A 16,605-nucleotide genomic window follows, 5' to 3' on the forward strand; every position below is an offset into this window, starting at 1 on the left:
TACAATCGCCCCACTTTTCATCGCCGGGCCGCCCCAGGATGAAAAAGCCCCCCAGGGGGCAGCGTGCCCTGCGAAGCAGGGGGGCGTGGGGGTCAATTTCTCTTTGGAGCATTCATGAGTACACAAGACGACGACTACCAGGGCGTGCTCTGGCCCGTGCTGTTCGGCATCCTGCTGCTGGTGATCGGGCTGGTGCTGGGCATCGCCATCTTCCGCACGGGCAAGCCGGCGGCCGCGCCGCTGGCGCCGGCCTCGGCATCGGCGTCCGGCGTGGTCTCTGGCGGCATGGTGCTGGGCACGGCGGCCACGGCCCTGCCCGACGGCGCCAGCGTGCGGGTGGAGGAGGGCGTCGTCAAGTTCTACTTCGCCAGCGGCAGCGCGGAACTGGCCGCCGGCGCCAAGGAGGCGCTGGCCGACGTGGTGATGGGCGTGGCGGCGGGCAGGAAGGCCGTGATCAGCGGCTACCACGACACCACCGGCGACCCGGCCCAGAACGAGGAGCTGGCCAAGCAGCGCGCCATCGCGGTGCGCGACACGCTGGCCGCGCTGGGCATTGGCGACGACAAGCTGGAGCTGAAGAAGCCCGAGGTGACCACCGCCACCGGCAGCAACGCCGAGGCGCGCCGCGTCGAGGTACGGCTGGAGTGAAGATACTATGAATAAGTGAGCTGCCGACGCTTGTCTGGCGGGCGCTGAAGGCACTTTTCATACTGAACCCGGCCGAGGCCGGGTTTTGTTTTGCCGAACGTCAGCGCAGGCCGCCGCCTGCGGCCTCGTCGCCGCGCTGGATCAGCTCGATCTTGTCGGTGGGGTGAGCGGCATCCCGATTGATTCCCAAATCATACGCAATGATATACAGAAAATGTCAACTTCCGCGTATGATTCGGGCGTGCCGTCCATTGAATCGTATTTCGAGGGGCATCTTGCCCAAGGCCGCGCCTACTTCACGCGAGAGGAGGCGCAGGCTGCGCTCGGCCTGTCGCCGCACGCCTTGAGCGTCGCGCTGATGCGGCAGGCCAAGAAAGGACGTCTCGCGCGTCCACGGCGCGGCTTCTATCTGATCCTGCGCCCGGAGGATCGCGCCTTCGGCGCTCCCGACCCGGCGCGCTGGGTCGACCCGCTGATGAAGTACCTCCAGCTTGACTACCGCGTGGCCTTGCTGCGTGCCGCGGCGTTCCACGGTGCGTCGCACCAGGCGGCGATGGTGTTTCAGGTCATCGTGCCTCGGCAGATGCGCGGTTTCGAGCTTGGACGGCAGCGGCTCGAATTTGTGTATCAGGGCGCGGAAGCCTTTGCCCAGGTCAACCGGCCCGGCTGGTTGGGCGCGATCAAGAGCGAGGCCGGGTTTGCGAAGGTCGCGGGTCTGGAGCTGACGCTGCTGGATTGCGCCCGCTACTTCCACAAGGCGGCGGGCATCAACGGCCTGGCGCAGATCGCCAAGGACCTGGGCGGGCAGGCCAAGCCCGACGATCTGGCACAGATCGCAGTGCACTACGAGAACTCGGCGGTGCGTCGCCTGGGCTATCTGCTGGAGCGGGCGGGCCATGTGGCGCAGGCCGATGCGCTGCGGCCGTTCGTGCGCCAGGCCAAGACGGCCGCGCTGCTCGACCCATCGGTGAAGCCGCTGGTGGAAGGGCTGTCCGACCTGCACGAGAAAGCGCCCGGCTGGCGCCTCATCGTCAACGAATCTGTCGAGGTCGATTTTTGATTCCCCAAGCCTATCTCCAAGCCTGGAGCGCGACGGCGCCGTGGCCCGACTTTCGACAGATCGAGCAGGATCTGATCATCTGCCGCGCCTTGTGCGATCTGTTCAACGCGCCAGCGCTGCGCGGCAAGATTGCGTTTCGCGGTGGCACCGCGATCAACAAGCTGCTGTTCGCGCAGCCGCTGCGCTACTCGGAAGACATCGACCTCGTACAAACGCAGCCGGAGCCGATCGGCGCCACTGTCGATGCGATCCGCGAGGCACTGGCATGGCTCGGGCCGTGCAAGCGCGAGCAGGCGGGGCATTCGATGCACCTGGTGTTCCGCTTCGCGCCGGAAGCCGACCCGCAGTCGATGCTCAAGCTGAAGGTCGAGATCAATACACGCGAGCACGAGTCCTTGCTCGGCGTGCAGTCCTATCCCTTCGCTGTGGAGAACGGCTGGTATCGGGGCCAAGCCGAGATCGCGTCCTTCGCGGCCGAGGAGTTGTTCGGGACCAAACTGCGCGCGCTGCTGCAACGGCGCAAGAACCGCGACCTGTTCGACCTGGCCCAGGGACTGGAGCAGTTGGCGTTCGACGTGGACAAGCTGGTGGCCGGCTTCGACCACTACCTCGCCCTGGAGGACAAGGCCATCACCCGTGCGATGGCCGAGCAGCGCATGCTGGAAAAGCTCACGCGCAACCTGACGGAAGACATTGCGCCGCTGCTGCCGGCGGGAGTCCGCTTCGACGAGGCCGATGCACTGCGGGCCTTCGAGTGTGTGTGGACCGGGTTGGTGGCACGGCTCAAGGGCGATCCGTGGAAGTCCACGGACAAGGTGGTGGCCGCACTGCGCGAGAAGGGCTATCCGGGGCTCCTGAAAAGCTGTTGAGCCTGTGAAAACGCCCTCCGCGGGGGAGGGCGTTGGAATCAAACCGGACCTCTTGGCTATCCCGACACATGGGTGGGGACCCCTTGCGGGGCGGGGTCAACGCACAGCATTCGCTGCTCCGTTCATACGCTGACGCTTCAACGGTAACGCATCGGTGGGCTTGGGGCAACCGCAGCCTGGTCCTCGGCGGCAAGGAACGGCGACGTTTGCCGTGATGCTCCCTCGCCGCATCCCAGTTTCTGTTGCCTATCTGCTATGCGTTGCGCAGTGGATCGGTGTTTTTGGCGGCTGACTGGCGGCTGTCATCGTAATTTGTTGATTTTGTTTGTATTAATTCGATCTTGTAGCCGTCCGGGTCGGTGACGAAGGCGATCACGGTGGTGCCGCCCTTCACCGGGCCGGGCTCGCGCGTGACGTTGCCGCCGGCGGCCTTGATCCTGTCGCAGGCGGCGTAGGCGTCGGGCACGCCGAGGGCGATGTGGCCGTAGGCGGTGCCTGGGTCGTAGCGGTCGGTGCCCCAGTTGTAGGTCAGCTCGATCTCGGCCTGGCCGGGGTTGCCGCCGCCGTAGCCGACGAAGGCCAGGCTGTACCTGTACTCGGGGTTCTCGCTGGTGCGCAGCAGGCTCATGCCGAGCACCCGGGTGTAGAAGTCGATGGAGCGCTGCAAGTCGCCGACGCGCAGCATGGTGTGCAGAAGTCGCATGGGGGTGGCCGTGTTGGTCGCGGGATAAGGTGCCGATTGTCGGTCCGCGCCGGGACCATGCATGAAAATCGGCCCCAGCGCCGGCCGGGAAAGCGCTGGAAGCTATACTAAAAGTAGCAAACGACGCCTGCGGCCGGCTTGGGCGCAGCGGTCAAGGGGGTCAGCACGGATGCGCGGCGCCGGCACAGGGCCGATACTGCGACGGCGGATCGATTCGACGCCGGCCGGCCAGCCGGCGCCCGGGTGCAGTGGGAGGAGCAAACCCTGATGAGTTCAGACAACCGAATGCGCGAAGGCCCCGTCGGCCGCACGCTGCACGTGCTGTGCGACGTGTGCGCCGTGGTCGGGGGCGCGGTGCTGATCGCCATGGCCGTCATGACCGTGGTCAGCGTGATCGGGCGCACCTTCTTCGATGCGCCGATCCTGGGCGACGTCGAGCTGGTGCAACTGGGCCTGGCGGTGTGCGTCGCCACCTTCCTGCCCTACACGCAGTTCCGCAGCGCCAACATCATCGTGGACTTCTTCACCACCAGGGCCACGCCGCGCACGCAGCGCTGGATGGACGGGCTGGGCTGCCTGCTGTATGCCCTGATGACGGCGCTGATCGCCTGGCGTGTCTACGCCGGCGGCATGCTGAGCATGGAGAACCAGGAGACCTCGATGCTGATGAGCCTGCCGATCTGGCTGCCCTACCTCCTGATGGTGCCTGGCCTGGTGCTGTGCACGCTGGTGGGGCTGTACCAGGCGGTCCGCTGCTGGACCACGCCGCCTGACGGCTCGCAGGTGCAGGCATGAGCGCGCCAGGCCGTTCCCAAGCGCGAATCCCGCAGCGCGCGGCGCGGAGGGCAGTCCCGTGAGCACCTTGACCATCGGCCTGCTGCTGTTCGCCTTCATGCTGGTGCTGATGGCCATCCGCGTGCCCATCGCGGTGGCCATGTTCGTGCCTGGCGCCGTGGGCTACGTCATCCTGTCGGGCTGGGACCCGCTGATGGCGCACCTGCGCGGCGCGGTCTATGGCCGGGTGTCGGTGTACGACCTGTCGGTCATCCCGCTGTTCATGCTGATGGGGGCGTTCGCCGTCAACGGCGGTTTGTCCAAGGCATTGTTCGACTTCGCCAACGCGCTGCTCGGCCGCTTCAAGGGCGGCATGGCGATGGCCGGCATCCTGGCCTGCGCGGCGTTCGGCGCCATCTCGGGCTCCACCGTGGCGACCACCGCCACCATCGCGCAGGTGGCGTACCCGGAGATGCGGCGCGTGCGCTACTCCGGCCGGCTGGCGACGGCCGCGCTGGCCACGGGCGGCACCATGGGCGTGCTGCTGCCGCCCTCGGTCACGCTGATGGTCTACGCCATCCTGACCGAGCAGAACATCACCAAGACCTTCCTGGCGGCCTACGTGCCGGCCATCCTGGCGGCGCTGGGCTATCTGGTGGTGATCGCCCTCTACGTGCGCCTGCGGCCCGGCCACGCGCCCGAGGCGCGCGCCGCGTCGGGCGCCGAGATCGCGCAGAACGCCGCCGGCGTGTGGCCGATCGCGCTGATCTTCGTGGCCGTGTTCGGCGGCATCTACGGCGGCTTCTTCACGCCCACCGAGGGCGCGGCCATCGGCGCCACGCTGACCTTCGTCATCACGCTGCTCAGGCGCCAGCTCACGCTGCAAAAGGCCATCGAGTCGATCCGCACCACGGCCGTCACCTCGGGCATGATCTTCATGATCTTCATCGGCGCCGACATGATGAACGCCGCGCTGGCGCTGTCGCAGCTGCCCAACCAGCTCGCAGACCTGATCGCCCACGCCGCCATCCCGCCGGTGGTGGTGATGGCGGTCATCATGCTGTTCTACGTGGCCTTGGGCTGCGTGATGGACGAGATGTCGATGATCCTGCTCACCGTGCCGGTGGTCTTCCCGGTCATCATGGGCATGGACTTCTTCGGGCTGGACGTGTCCGACAAGGCGCTGTGGTTCGGCATCCTCATCCTCACCGTGTGCGCCATCGGCATGATCTTCCCGCCGGTGGGCCTGAACGTGTACGTGATGAACGGCCTGGCCAAGGACGTGCCGATGGTCGAGACCTACAAGGGCGTGTTCATCTTCCTGGCCTGGGACTTCATTCGCCTGGCGCTGCTGATTCTGTTCCCTGGCATCACGCTGTGGCTGGTGCATCTGTTGACCTGAAGCCGTTGAAACAAGGAGACACTCTGATGGCCTCGACATTGACCAAACTGGCCGCCGCCGCGGCCCTGGCCTTCGCCGCCGGCGCCGCCGCGCAGGCGCAAACCATCCTGAAGGTGCACCACTTCCTGCCTTCGGGCGCCAGTTCGCACCAGAAGATCATCGCGCCCTGGTGCGCCAAGGTCGAGAAGGAATCCGGCGGCGAGCTGAAGTGCCAGATCTACCCCGCCATGCAGCTCGGCGGCACGCCGCCGCAGCTGCTGGACCAGGTGCGCGACGGCGTGGCCGACATCGTGTGGTCCGTGCCCACCTACACCGCCGGGCGCTACACCAAGTCGGAGGTGTTCGAGCTGCCCTTCATGGCCGTCAACGCCAAGCAGGGCTCGCAAGCGCTGTGGGAGTACACGCAGAAGTTCGCGCTGGACGAATACAAGGGCATCAAGCCGCTCTTCATGCACACCACCGAAGGCTACGTGCTGCACTCCAACAAGCCCATCCACAAGCTGGAGGACATGAAGGGCAAGAAGATCCGCACCGCCACCCGCATCAGCGCCCGCATGATGAGCGCGCTGGGCGGCACGCCGGTGCAGATGCCGCTGCCGCAGGTGGCCGACGCGCTGTCCAAGGGCGTGGTCGACGGCGTGCTGGTGCCGTGGGAGGCCATCCCCGCCACCAAGCTGCACGAGATCGTCAAGTACCACCTGGACGCGCCGCTGGGTTCGCCGCGCTTCGCCAACACCATCTTCATCTTCGGCATGAACCAGGCCAAGTACGACAGCCTGACGCCCAAGCAGAAGAAGGTGATCGACGACAACGCCGGCCTGGCCGTCTCGGCCTGGGCCGGCGAAGAAGGCTTCGACAACATCGTCGAGCCCTATTCCAAGCTGGCGCGCGACCGCGGCAACACCATCTCCGTCATCGATCCGGCCGAGCTGGCGCGCTGGGAGAAGGCCACCGCCGGCGTGGACGAGATCTGGCTGAAGGACGTGGCGGCCAAGGGCGGCGACGGCAAGAAGCTGATCGAGGAAGCCAAGGCGCTGCTGAAGAAATACGCGCCGGCCAAGTGACCGGAGGGCGGCCGGCGCCGCCTCTTCGCGCGAGACGGAAAGCCGCTGCGCCGCAGCGGCTTTTCTATTTTCGGGGGCGAGGATTTTGAATGATTTCGGCCTCCAGCGCTTATGTGGCAAGCGCCGGCAGCTATCGAATAGTGAGCAATCGATCTATGCCGGCACGGTGTAGTTCAGCGCCATGCGCCCGCCGTCCACCATGACGATCTCGCCGGTGACGTAGCTGGCCGCGTCGCTGGCCAGGAAGGCCACCACGTCGGCCACCTCGCCCGGCGCGCCCAGGCGCTTGAGTGGCGTGCGCATCATGATCTTCCGCTTGGCTTCCTCGCTGGTCAGCACCGCCTGGGCGGCCAGCTCGGTGGCGATGGTGCCGGGGCCGACGGCGTTGACGCGCACGCCCTTGTCCGCCAGCGCCAGCGCCATCGCGCGGGTGAGCTGGTTGATGCCGCCCTTGCTGACGTTGTAGCTGGCGATGCTGGGGATGGCCAGCACGCCGTTGACCGAGCTCATGTTGACGATGCTGCCGCGCCCGGCCCGCGCCATCACGCGCGCCACGGCCTGGCCCATCAGGAAGCTGCCCTTCAGGTTGACGCGCAGCACGGCGTCGAAGTCGGCCTCGGTCACGTCGAGGAAATCCGCCGCTTTGAAGATGCCGGCGTTGTTCACCAGCACGTCGATGCGGCCGTGCGCCTGCGCGACCTGCGCCACCAGGGCATCGACCTGGGTCTTGTCGCCCACGTCGCAGTGCAGGTAGCGCGCCTTCAGCTCGGCGGCCAGCGCCTGGCCGCGCGCGTCGGCCACGTCGGCGATGACGACCTCGGCGCCCTCGGCGGCGAAGCGCCGCGCGCAGGCTTCGCCGATGCCTTGCGCGGCGCCGGTGACGATGACGACGCGGCCTTGCAGGCCGAAGGAGATGGCGGCGGAGGGGGTGTTCATGCGGGACGGATGGGGTTGCGGGAGGATCAGGACTTGCCGCCGCTTTCGATGAAGCGCGCCAGCGCCTCGTGGCCGGCGCGGCGGGCGTGGTCGGCGGCGCTGAGGCCGGCGCGGTCGGCGCGGCGCGGGTCGGCGCCGGCCTCGATCAGCAGGCGCACGAGGGTCACGTCGCCGCGGCGCGCGGCCAGCATCAGCGCGGTGCGGCCGGCGCCGTCGGCGGCGTTGGCCGGGGCGCCTTGCTCCAGCGCGCTGCGCGCGGCGGCGGCCTGGCCGGAGGTGGCGGCGGCCAGCAGGCGCTGCTGCGGCGTGAGCGCGAGCGGCGCGGCCGGTGGCGCAGGCCGCGCGGCCTGCGTCGGGAAGGTGGTGCTTTCGCTGGCGGCGTCGGCGCTGCGGGGTGGGGCATCGGGCAGCGCCGCGCGCTCGCGGGAGAGCGTGGCAGGCGCGGCACCGGCGGGCGCGGGCTGGGGCGCTTCGGCCGTGCCGGCTTCAGCGCGGGCTGCTTCGGCTTTCTGTGCGGCGGCGCGCCGGGCCTCGGCACGCTTTTCCGCGGCCTGTTTCTCAGCGGCCCGCTTTTCCTCGGCGCGCCGGGCTTCGGCGCGCTGCTCCTCGGCTTTTTTCTCGGCCGCGCGTTTCTCGGCCGCACGCTTTTCGGCGGCGGCGCGCTGCTCCGCCGCCTGGCGTTCCTCGGCACGGGCCGCGTCGGCGGGCACGGCAACCGGTGGGGGCTCGGCAACCGGTGGGGGCTCGGCAGGCGCGGCTGGCGCGGAGGGTGGCGCCACGGGGCTGGCGGCGCCGGCTTGCGCTTCGGCAGGCGCCGGGGCCGGTGCGGGCATGGCGGCGGGGGGCGGGGCGGTGGCGGCCGGCCGGCCGAGCGCCAGGTCCTGCTCGTCGCCGCTGCCGCTGTCGAACTGCAAGGCCAGCAGGCCGGCCAGGCCCAGCACGGCCACGCTGGCGATGGCGGGGATGAACCAGCGCCGGTCGTTGGCGGCGTCGGCGTGCGGCGTCGGCGCCAGCGGTTGAGAGGAGAAATCGACCTCGGCGCCCGTCCCTCCAGCGCGGTCAGCTATGTTTTCAGGAGTCTTCGGGTCGTCGCTGGCCTCCTCGGCGCGCTTCCAGGCCAGTACCTGCGCCTGTGCCAGCACGGCGGCGCGCAGGTTGGCGTCGGGGACCGTGCCTTCCAGCGCGGCGGCCTCGTGGTAGCGGGCGACGATGTCGTCGTCGGTGGGGCGCGGCAGCGGTGTCGTCATCGAACTGCCCTCCGTCCTTCGGACTGCGGGTGCGAGCGCCTTCGGAGCGGCCGGGCGGCACTCATGCCATGTCCTCCAGGGCGCGGCGCAGGGCGGCGCGGGCGTAGCGCAGGCGGCTCTTGGCCGTCTCCAGCCCGACGCCGGCGGCGGCGGCGATCTCGGCCACGCTCATCCCGCCCTCGGCCTGCAGCAGGAAGGCGTCGCGCTGCGCGGCGGGCAGGGCGTCGAGCGCGGCCATCAACTGCGCCGCCTGCTGGCGGTTCTCGATGCGGCGCACGGGGCCGAAGCCGGACGGCGCGGCCAGGGTGTCGAGCAGGGTCTGCTCGTCCGCCAGCGGTTCGTCCAGGCTGGCGGCGGGGCGGCGCAGGCGCAGGTGGTCCACCACGCGGTGCCGCGCCAGGGTGAACAGCCAGGTGGTGAAGCGCGCCACCGGGCGGCCCTCGGCGCCGGCGCGCGGCGCGTAACCGGCGGCCTGGGTGGCCACGCGCAGCCACACGTCCTGCGCCAGCTCGTCGGCGGTGGCGGGGTCGTGCACGCTGCGCAGCACGTAGCGCCACACGCGCGTGGCGTGGCGGTCGTACAGCGTCTCGAAGGCATGGGCGTCCCCGGCGGCGTAGGCGCGCATGAGCTGCTCGTCGGCGGTGGCGGCCGGGGGGGACATGCGTCCGATTATGGCGAGCGCGCGCCAGCCCCTGGCCGCGTGGCCGCCACGGGCTTCTCAGCGCCAGGTGGGCGGGTCGGGCGTGTAGCCGCGCGCGGTGGATTCAGGGAACGGCGCCGGCCGCTGCGCCTGCGGCGGGTAGGCGGGGATGACGCCCATCGCGACCAGGTTCTCGTGGCTGTCGTAGCGGAGGGTGATGACCTCGTCCGGCCGGCTGGCGCGGCGCTCGAACCGGGTGTGGCTGACCCACGAGTCCTCGCGCGCGCCGTGGCCGGTGCCCAGGCGCGGCGCGGCCTGCTTGGCGACGGCGCTTTCCTCCATTTCGGCTGTGGCGGCCGAGGAGCGCGCCGCATCGCCGGCCGCGGGTGCCGCCTCGCGGCGCAGCGAGGGCGCGGGCATGGGCGCGATCGGCGGCGGCGGGGGCGCGGCCTTCTCGCGGAACACCGCCACGCCGATCACGCCCACGTGGTCTGGCCGGCCGGTGCGCGCGGCGTAGGAGTTCGGCAGGGCGGTGAAGTGGAACGCCGCCACCTCGGCGTCGCTCTTGCGCCAGCCGGTGATCTGCGTGGTCTGCCAGCGCGACAGCACGTAGCCCGTCTGGTCCCAGCCGGCCGTCTCGCCGCTGACGATGTTGACGCCGTCGACCGCCATCACGCCCATCACGCGCGCGCCGGTGGCGTTGCGCACCTGGATGGCGTAGCGCGCGCCGGGGCGGCCGGCCACCCACCATTCGCCGTTGTGGCGGTAAAGGGGCAGCTGCGCGCCGCTGTCGCGGTCGATCACGTTGAGGTCGACCAGGCGGCCCACGGCGTGCGCCGGCGCGGCCAGCAGCGCGCCGGCGGCCAGGGCCAGGGCGCAGAGCAGGGGAGAGAGCGGTTTCATGCGGGACTCCAATCAGGTAGTGGAGTGCACTTGAACGGTGGTGGGGCGCTGATGGGGTTGCGAGGCGCCGCTGTTTGTTGTAACCGTTTGAACTCGCCGACACTGTAGAGATGACGATGCTTACCCTGCCCACGCTCTACACCGCCGCCGACGGCCGCGCGCGCTTCCGCGACGATCCGCTGCCGCTCGCCGACGGCACGCCCGCCACCCGCCTGTCGGCGCTGATGGCCTCGGGCGGCTGCCAGTTCCGCAGGAGCCCGCCGGGCTTCGCCAGCGCCTTCCACTGCACCACCACGCCGCAGTGGCTGGTGGTGCTGCAAGGGCGCATGGAGATCGGCCTGCAGGACGGCACGTCGCGCGTCTTCGGCCCCGGCGAATGCTTCTACTCCAACGACACGCTGCCCGAAGGCGCCGTGTTCGATGCCGCCGTGCACGGCCACCGCAGCCGCCTGCTCGGCGACGAGCCGCTGGTGACCCTGTTCGTGCGGGCGTAGATTGCTACTATAAATGTAGCTTACAGCGCTTGCTGGGCGGGCGCTGGAGGCCGATTCGATGCATGAAAACCCGGCGCCTCACCATGCCCGCGCCACCATCCACGCCCCCAGCAGCACCAGCGCCACCATGAAGCACTGGCGAAAGCGCGTGGCCGACAGCCGCCCGCGCAGCCACTGGCCGACGGCCATGCCGGCCAGCGCCGGCAGCAGCAGCAGCGCCGAGCCGCCCAGCACCGCGGCCGGAAACTGGCCGTTCAGCGCCAGGCCGGCCGCCAGCGCCACGGTGGAGACGGTGAACGACAGGCCCATGGCCTGCACCAGCGCGTCGCGCTGCATCCCCAGCGCCTGCAAATAGGGCACGGCCGGGATCACGAACACGCCGGTGCCGGCCGTCACCACGCCCGTGGCCGCGCCCGCCAGCGGCCCCAGCCAGCGCTGCGCCGGCGCCGGCACCTGCGGCAGCCGCGCGCCCGACAGCCCCCAGCCGCCGTACAGCACCAGCGCCGCGCCCAGCGCCACGCTGGCCCAGGCGCCGGCCGGCGCGCCCAGCAGCCAGGCGCCGCCCAGCGTGCCGGCGGCCACGCCCAGCTGCATGCCGGCCAGCCGCCGCGCCAGCGGCGCCAGCGTGCGCCAGGGCCGCATCTGCCAGACGTTGGTCACCAGCGAGGGCAGCACCAGCAGCGCCGCCGCCTGCGCCGGCGCCATGGCCAGCGCCAGCAGGGCCATCGCCAGCGTCGGCAGCCCCAGCCCCACCACGCCCTTGACCACGCCGGCGGCGGTGAACACCAGGGCGCTGAAGAGCCACGGCGCGGCGGAGGCGGCGGTGAAGTCGGGCATGGCTGTATTGTGCGTGCTATCTGAAGAATAGCTGCTGGCGCTTGTCCAGCAAGCGCTGGCGGCCCAAAAGACTCATGAAAAAGGCTCCCGCAGGAGCCTTTCCGATACCAGCTGGCGGCCGGCGTTCAGCGCCCGTAGCCGCCGCCCGCGCGGTTGCCGCCGCCGAAGTTGCCTCGCCCGCCACCACCGCCACCGCGGTTGTTGCGCTTGTTGCGGCCACCGCCGCCCTTGCCCATCACGTCGATGCTGGTGCGCATCGGGTCGGGCTGGCCGACGGCGCCGTGGCTGGGGCCGCGCGGGGCGCTGCGGCGGCCGTGCAGGTTGGTCTGCAGCGGGTCGATGTTGCGGGGCAGGTGGTCGGGCTCGCGCTCGTCCTCGTCGTCGAAGCCGAACTCGCGCGTGGCACGCGGCTGCGGTTGCGGCTGGCCGGGCTGGCTCTGGCGCGGGGGCGGCATGGCGGGGCCGTTGGCGTTGCCGCCGCGGCCGCCACGGCGGCGGCGGTTGCGCGAGGGGCGATCGCCCTGCGGCATGCCGCCTTCGGCGTTTTGTGCCGGTTCGTCGTCGCCGGGGCCGTCGATGCCTTCGGCGCGCGGCGCCTGCGGCCGGGCGCGCTGCGGCTGCTGGCCGCGGCCGCCGCCGCGCGGGCCTTGCGTGGCTTTGTTCTCGCGGATGCGCTGCATCATCTCCTGGCGCGCCGAGCGGGCCGCGGCCTGCATCACCTCGCGGCTGGGCGGCTTGCCGAGGCCGCCCCACAGGGTCTGGCGGCCCATGGCGATGGGCTCGGCGCGCTCGCCTTCGGCGGGGCCGTAGCCGTCGAGGATCTGCACCGGGATCTGCTGCCTGGTGAAGCGCTCGATCTCGTGCATGAAGCCTTCCTCGTCCATGCACACCAGGCTCACGGCCTGGCCGCTGGCGCCGGCGCGGCCGGTGCGGCCGATGCGGTGCACGTAGTCCTCGGGCACGTTGGGGATGTCGTAGTTGACGACGTGCGGCAGCTCGTCGATGTCGATGCCGCGCGCGGCGATGTCGGTGGCCACCAGGGCGCGCAGCTCGCCGCTCTTGAACTCGGCCAGCGCCTGGGTGCGCGCGCTCTGGCTCTTGTTGCCGTGCAGCGCCATGGCCTTGATGCCCTGCGCGTTCAGGAAGTCGGCCACCTTGTTGGCGCCGAACTTGGTGCGCGTGAACACCAGCACCTGGCTCCAGTCGCCGCCGGCGATGAGGTGGGCCAGCACGTCCTTCTTGCGGTCGCGGCCGACGGGGTAGATGAGCTGGGCGATGCGCTCGACCGTGGTGTTGGGCGGCGTGACCTGGATGCTCTTGGGGCTCTTGAGCAGGCCGTTGGCCAGCTCGCGGATCTCGTTGCTGAAGGTGGCCGAGAACAGCAGGCTCTGCTTGGCGCCGGGCAGCAGGGCCAGCACTTTCTTCACGTCGTGGATGAAGCCCATGTCGAGCATGCGGTCGGCTTCGTCGAGCACCAGGATCTCGACGTGCGAGAGGTCGAGGTGGCCCTGCTGCTCCAGATCGAGCAGGCGGCCGGGCGTGGCCACCAGGATGTCGACGCCGGCGCGGATGCGGTCGATCTGCGGGTTCATGCCGACGCCGCCGAAGATCACGGTGGAGGTCAGGGAGAGGTACTTGCCATAGGTGCGCACCGAGTCCTCGACCTGCGCCGCCAGCTCGCGCGTGGGCGTGAGCACCAGGGCGCGGATGGCGCCGGGCCGGGCGGCGGGGCGGGTGGACAGCAGTTGCAGCATCGGCAAGGTGAAGCCGGCGGTCTTGCCGGTGCCGGTCTGCGCGCCGGCCAGCAGGTCGTGGCCTTCCAGCACCACGGGGATGGCTTGCGCCTGCACGGGGGTGGGCTGGGTGTAGCCCTGCTCTTGCACGGCCCGCAGGATGGCGGGGGCCAGGTTCAGATCGTCGAAGTTCATCAGTCGGAGGCGCCGGTGTCTGTGGCGGCGCGGCTGCTCCAGGCCCTCTCCGGCGGGTGCCGGCCAGTCAGCGGGGCGAAGCGGGTTCTTCAGGGGTTGGGCGCGCGGGGCGCCCCAGCGGAAGAGCTGGTTTGGCGGCGAACTGTGGCCGGCCAAGCGCGTGGATTATCGCATGCGCCCCGTGCGGATCGGCGCTGCGCCGATAATCGGCCTTGAGCGGCGCGGCGCCCGGGTGGCCGCGCCGTCATTCATTTCTTAAGCCAAATCGGCCTCCAACGCCCAGCTGGCGGGCGCTGGCAGCTATCAATACGAGAGTAAACCACATGGCCCAATACGTCTTCACCATGAACCGCGTCGGCAAGATCGTGCCGCCCAAGCGCGCGATCCTGAAGGACATCTCGCTCAGCTTCTTCCCCGGCGCCAAGATCGGCGTGCTGGGCCTGAACGGCTCGGGCAAGTCCACGCTGCTGAAGATCATGGCCGGCATCGACAAGGAGATCGAGGGCGAGGCCACGCCCATGCCCGGCCTGGACATCGGCTACCTGCCGCAGGAGCCGCAGCTCGACCCCGAGCACACCGTGCGCCAGGAGGTGGAGCTGGCGATGGGCGAGGTGAACGCCGCCAAGGCGCGGCTGGAGGAGATCTACGCCGCCTACGCGGAAGAGGACGCCGACTTCGATGCGCTCAGCGAGGAGCAGGGCAGGCTGGAAGCCATCATCGCCGCCGCCGGCACCGACAGCGAGCACCAGCTGGAGATCGCCGCCGACGCGCTGCGCCTGCCGCCGTGGGACGCGGTGATCGGCAAGCTCTCCGGCGGCGAGAAGCGCCGCGTGGCGCTGTGCAAGCTGCTGCTGTCCAAGCCCGACATGCTGCTGCTGGACGAGCCCACCAACCACCTGGACGCCGAGAGCGTGGAGTGGCTGGAGATCTTCCTCAAGCGCTTCACCGGCACCGTGGTCGCCATCACGCACGACCGCTACTTCCTCGACAACGCGGCCGAGTGGATCCTGGAGCTGGACCGCGGCCACGGCATTCCCTACAAGGGCAACTACAGCACCTGGCTGGAGCAGAAGGAGGCGCGCCTGAAGCAGGAGCAGCGCACCGAGGACGCGCGCGCCAAGGCCATGAAGAAGGAGCTGGAGTGGGCGCGCGCCAACCCCAAGGGCCGCCAGGCCAAGTCCAAGGCGCGCCTGGCCCGCTTCGAGGAGCTGAGCGACTACGAATACCAGAAGCGCAACGAGACGCAGGAGATCTTCATCCCCGTGGCCGAGCGCCTGGGCCATGAAGTGTTCGAGTTCACCAATGTCAGCAAGAGTTTCGGCGACCGCCTGCTGATCGACAACCTGAGCTTCAAGGTGCCCGCGGGTGCCATCGTCGGCATCATCGGCCCCAACGGCGCCGGCAAGTCCACGCTGTTCAAGCTGATCGCCGGCGTCGAGAAGCCCGATTCGGGCGAGGTGAAGGTCGGCCAGACGGTGCAGATGGCCTTTGTGGACCAGAGCCGCGACGACCTGGCCGACAGCAAGACCGTGTGGGAGGACATCTCCGGCGGCCTCGACATCATCACCGTCGGCAAGTTCCAGATGCCCAGCCGCGCGTACGCGGGCCGCTTCAACTTCAACGGCCAGGACCAGCAGAAGAAGGTCGGCATGCTCTCCGGCGGCGAGCGCGGGCGGCTGCACCTGGCCAAGACGCTGATGCAGGGCGGCAACGTGCTGCTGCTGGACGAGCCGTCGAACGACCTCGACGTCGAAACCCTGCGCGCGCTGGAAGACGCCCTGCTGGAGTTCGCCGGCAGCGTGATGGTCATCAGCCACGACCGCTGGTTCCTTGACCGCATCTGCACCCACATCCTGGCCGCCGAGGGCGACAGCCAGTGGGTGTTCTTCGACGGCAACTACCAGGAATACGAGGCCGACAAGGTCAGGCGCCTGGGCGAGGAGGGCGCGCGGCCGCACCGCGTGCGCTACAAGGCATTGAAATGAGCGCGCTCCAGACTTGGCGTGCCGGCGTTGCCGCGCCTGCCTTCGTGGCCTGCCCGGTGGAGGATCGATGAGCATCACCAAGAACGTCTTGGTGGTGACCGGCTTCGATTCAACTCACCTCGATCTGGCGGAGGACATGGCGGCGTCGTTCCGCCGCGCTTACCAGGACCGCTACCCATTGGCCGCCATCGTGTTCGGCGGATGCCGGATGCCGCCCTCGCTGGCCAGCCGTTTCGACGCCGTGGTCGAAGTTCCCCCCGACCAGGGGTTCGATGGCGTGCAGGGCTATTTTCTGGCTTATACCGGCCTCAAGGCACGGCTGCCGGAGTTGTTCCCAGGCTATGCGAGCTATTGCTGGGTCGATGCCGATTGCTGGTTTCAGGGCAGCGAGTCGCTGCCCCGGATCATGGCGGGCGTGCCGAATGCCGAGCTCTGCATCCATCCCGAATTCGACGTTCACTATCTCCGCTACCCTACGCCCAGCAACCGCACCCTGCACATCTACCGGAAGAACGAAGCCGCCCACCTGAACGCCATGCCCCTGTCGATGCCGATGGTGAACGCCGGTGTCATCGCCATGGCGGCCGACTCCAGGATCTGGGCATTGTGGGCGCGTGAGCTGGCATTGCTGCGCGAGCGGCATGACCGGGGAGAGAGCGTCTATTTCTCCGACCAGATACCGCTGCACAAGATCGTCTACCTGAACCAGGTGAGACTGCTCCCTCTGCGCGCGGTGGACAACTGGCAGACCTACGCGTGCCTGCCGCTTGTTCATCGCGCCTCGAAAAGCCTGCGTGTGCCGACGCCGCCGCACGAACTGATCGGCATCGTCCACCTGGCCGGAAAGATGAAGGATGCCGCCGTGTCGCTCGACGGCGAGACGCTGACCCTGCGCTACCGGGACATGGCCCGTTTTCTGGGCTGGTGAGCGTTTCCGCCAAAAGCGCGGAGCACCGCGCCCCAGCCGGGCGTGGCGCGCGAGGGTCTTGCTCGCTCAGGCCGAGGCCGGTGACGATGTCTTTCTCGCGCGCGAACATCTCGCGGGCGAATGCCGCATACGCCTTGTGGTCGCGGTAGTCGCTGCGCACGCCATAGGGGGCCATGGTTTTCTTGAC

16 protein-coding genes are annotated in these 16,605 nt (G+C 69.5%); 9 read left to right on the plus strand and 7 right to left on the minus strand.

The genetic code is table 11. The annotated features are described in order from the left end of the window. Positions 1-114: 114 nt before the first annotated feature. The 3 genes from QM772_RS17115 (at position 115) to QM772_RS17125 (ending at position 2,577) form a co-directional block, all read left to right on the plus strand. Positions 115-648, plus strand: coding sequence for an OmpA family protein (locus tag QM772_RS17115; protein WP_415138597.1), 534 nt, complete (start codon positions 115-117; stop codon positions 646-648). A 214-nt stretch (positions 649-862) separates the two neighbouring features. Continuing rightward, the gene (locus tag QM772_RS17120) at positions 863-1,708 is read left to right on the plus strand and encodes a type IV toxin-antitoxin system AbiEi family antitoxin domain-containing protein (RefSeq protein ID WP_415138599.1); all 846 of its coding nucleotides are present in this window, start codon (positions 863-865) and stop codon (positions 1,706-1,708) included. Continuing rightward, on the plus strand, positions 1,705-2,577 hold the full coding sequence (locus tag QM772_RS17125) for a nucleotidyl transferase AbiEii/AbiGii toxin family protein (protein ID WP_415138601.1): 873 nt from the start codon (positions 1,705-1,707) through the stop codon (positions 2,575-2,577). Before QM772_RS17120 ends, QM772_RS17125 begins: the two co-directional genes overlap by 4 nt. Before the next feature lie 253 nt (positions 2,578-2,830). Here the strand turns inward: QM772_RS17125 and gloA are convergent, their stop codons facing one another. Beyond that, a complete protein-coding gene (gloA, locus tag QM772_RS17130) occupies positions 2,831-3,280 on the minus strand; it encodes a lactoylglutathione lyase (RefSeq protein WP_415138603.1) in 450 nt (149 codons plus the stop codon). 267 nt (positions 3,281-3,547) lie between these two features. On the opposite strand from gloA, the gene QM772_RS17135 reads away from it, so the two are divergent. From QM772_RS17135 to QM772_RS17145, 3 genes are read left to right on the plus strand one after another with little or no spacing between them, the layout of a single operon-like run. Beyond that, the gene (locus QM772_RS17135; protein ID WP_415138605.1) at positions 3,548-4,075 is read left to right on the plus strand and encodes a TRAP transporter small permease; all 528 of its coding nucleotides are present in this window, start codon (positions 3,548-3,550) and stop codon (positions 4,073-4,075) included. 58 nt (positions 4,076-4,133) lie between these two features. Beyond that, positions 4,134-5,456, plus strand: coding sequence for a TRAP transporter large permease (locus QM772_RS17140; RefSeq protein WP_415138607.1), 1,323 nt, complete (start codon positions 4,134-4,136; stop codon positions 5,454-5,456). Between the two features lie 26 nt (positions 5,457-5,482). Beyond that, a complete protein-coding gene (locus tag QM772_RS17145) occupies positions 5,483-6,520 on the plus strand; it encodes a TRAP transporter substrate-binding protein (protein WP_415138609.1) in 1,038 nt (345 codons plus the stop codon). A gap of 153 nt (positions 6,521-6,673) precedes the next feature. Here the strand turns inward: QM772_RS17145 and QM772_RS17150 are convergent, their stop codons facing one another. From QM772_RS17150 to QM772_RS17165, 4 genes are all read right to left on the minus strand, one after another. Further along, on the minus strand, positions 6,674-7,456 hold the full coding sequence (locus QM772_RS17150; RefSeq protein WP_415138611.1) for an SDR family NAD(P)-dependent oxidoreductase: 783 nt from the start codon (positions 7,454-7,456) through the stop codon (positions 6,674-6,676). Positions 7,457-7,482: 26 nt separating this feature from the next. Then, positions 7,483-8,703 carry an ankyrin repeat domain-containing protein gene (locus tag QM772_RS17155; protein ID WP_415138613.1) on the minus strand — a complete coding sequence of 407 codons (1,221 nt, stop codon included), beginning with the start codon at positions 8,701-8,703 and terminating at the stop codon, positions 7,483-7,485. Positions 8,704-8,764: 61 nt separating this feature from the next. Continuing rightward, positions 8,765-9,364 (minus strand): sigma-70 family RNA polymerase sigma factor, encoded by a 600-nt coding sequence (locus tag QM772_RS17160; protein WP_415138615.1) that lies wholly within the window; start codon positions 9,362-9,364, stop codon positions 8,765-8,767. Between the two features lie 57 nt (positions 9,365-9,421). Then, positions 9,422-10,246 carry a hypothetical protein gene (locus tag QM772_RS17165; protein ID WP_415138617.1) on the minus strand — a complete coding sequence of 275 codons (825 nt, stop codon included), beginning with the start codon at positions 10,244-10,246 and terminating at the stop codon, positions 9,422-9,424. A gap of 110 nt (positions 10,247-10,356) precedes the next feature. On the opposite strand from QM772_RS17165, the gene QM772_RS17170 reads away from it, so the two are divergent. Then, positions 10,357-10,740, plus strand: coding sequence for a hypothetical protein (locus tag QM772_RS17170; RefSeq protein ID WP_415138619.1), 384 nt, complete (start codon positions 10,357-10,359; stop codon positions 10,738-10,740). 78 nt (positions 10,741-10,818) lie between these two features. On the opposite strand, the gene QM772_RS17175 is transcribed toward QM772_RS17170, so the two are convergent. Then, positions 10,819-11,577: a TSUP family transporter gene (locus tag QM772_RS17175; RefSeq protein WP_415138621.1), complete on the minus strand. Its 759-nt coding sequence runs from the start codon at positions 11,575-11,577 to the stop codon at positions 10,819-10,821. A gap of 125 nt (positions 11,578-11,702) precedes the next feature. Further along, positions 11,703-13,505: a DEAD/DEAH box helicase gene (locus tag QM772_RS17180; RefSeq protein WP_415138623.1), complete on the minus strand. Its 1,803-nt coding sequence runs from the start codon at positions 13,503-13,505 to the stop codon at positions 11,703-11,705. A 323-nt stretch (positions 13,506-13,828) separates the two neighbouring features. On the opposite strand from QM772_RS17180, the gene ettA reads away from it, so the two are divergent. Beyond that, positions 13,829-15,490 (plus strand): energy-dependent translational throttle protein EttA, encoded by a 1,662-nt coding sequence (ettA, locus tag QM772_RS17185; RefSeq protein ID WP_415138625.1) that lies wholly within the window; start codon positions 13,829-13,831, stop codon positions 15,488-15,490. 67 nt (positions 15,491-15,557) lie between these two features. Then, entirely contained in the window at positions 15,558-16,418 is an 861-nt protein-coding gene (locus tag QM772_RS17190) for a hypothetical protein (protein ID WP_415138627.1), read from the plus strand. Positions 16,419-16,605 lie beyond the last annotated feature (187 nt).

Origin of the sequence: Ottowia sp. (genome assembly GCF_047601385.1) — a bacterium.
In the GTDB taxonomy this organism is placed as follows: Bacteria; Pseudomonadota; Gammaproteobacteria; order Burkholderiales; family Burkholderiaceae_C; genus Ottowia.

Bases quoted from the DNA above. Each gene is read 5' to 3' on its own strand.
- gloA (WP_415138603.1), bottom strand. From the start codon at position 3,280: ATGCGACTTCTGCACACCATGCTGCGCGTCGGCGACTTGCAGCGCTCC.
- QM772_RS17150 (WP_415138611.1), bottom strand. From the start codon at position 7,456: ATGAACACCCCCTCCGCCGCCATCTCCTTCGGCCTGCAAGGCCGCGTC.
- QM772_RS17115 (WP_415138597.1), top strand. From the start codon at position 115: ATGAGTACACAAGACGACGACTACCAGGGCGTGCTCTGGCCCGTGCTG.
- QM772_RS17145 (WP_415138609.1), top strand. From the start codon at position 5,483: ATGGCCTCGACATTGACCAAACTGGCCGCCGCCGCGGCCCTGGCCTTC.
- QM772_RS17175 (WP_415138621.1), bottom strand. From the start codon at position 11,577: ATGCCCGACTTCACCGCCGCCTCCGCCGCGCCGTGGCTCTTCAGCGCC.
- QM772_RS17135 (WP_415138605.1), top strand. From the start codon at position 3,548: ATGAGTTCAGACAACCGAATGCGCGAAGGCCCCGTCGGCCGCACGCTG.
- QM772_RS17160 (WP_415138615.1), bottom strand. From the start codon at position 9,364: ATGTCCCCCCCGGCCGCCACCGCCGACGAGCAGCTCATGCGCGCCTAC.
- QM772_RS17120 (WP_415138599.1), top strand. From the start codon at position 863: ATGTCAACTTCCGCGTATGATTCGGGCGTGCCGTCCATTGAATCGTAT.
- QM772_RS17170 (WP_415138619.1), top strand. From the start codon at position 10,357: ATGACGATGCTTACCCTGCCCACGCTCTACACCGCCGCCGACGGCCGC.
- QM772_RS17155 (WP_415138613.1), bottom strand. From the start codon at position 8,703: ATGACGACACCGCTGCCGCGCCCCACCGACGACGACATCGTCGCCCGC.
- QM772_RS17180 (WP_415138623.1), bottom strand. From the start codon at position 13,505: ATGAACTTCGACGATCTGAACCTGGCCCCCGCCATCCTGCGGGCCGTG.
- QM772_RS17165 (WP_415138617.1), bottom strand. From the start codon at position 10,246: ATGAAACCGCTCTCTCCCCTGCTCTGCGCCCTGGCCCTGGCCGCCGGC.
- ettA (WP_415138625.1), top strand. From the start codon at position 13,829: ATGGCCCAATACGTCTTCACCATGAACCGCGTCGGCAAGATCGTGCCG.
- QM772_RS17190 (WP_415138627.1), top strand. From the start codon at position 15,558: ATGAGCATCACCAAGAACGTCTTGGTGGTGACCGGCTTCGATTCAACT.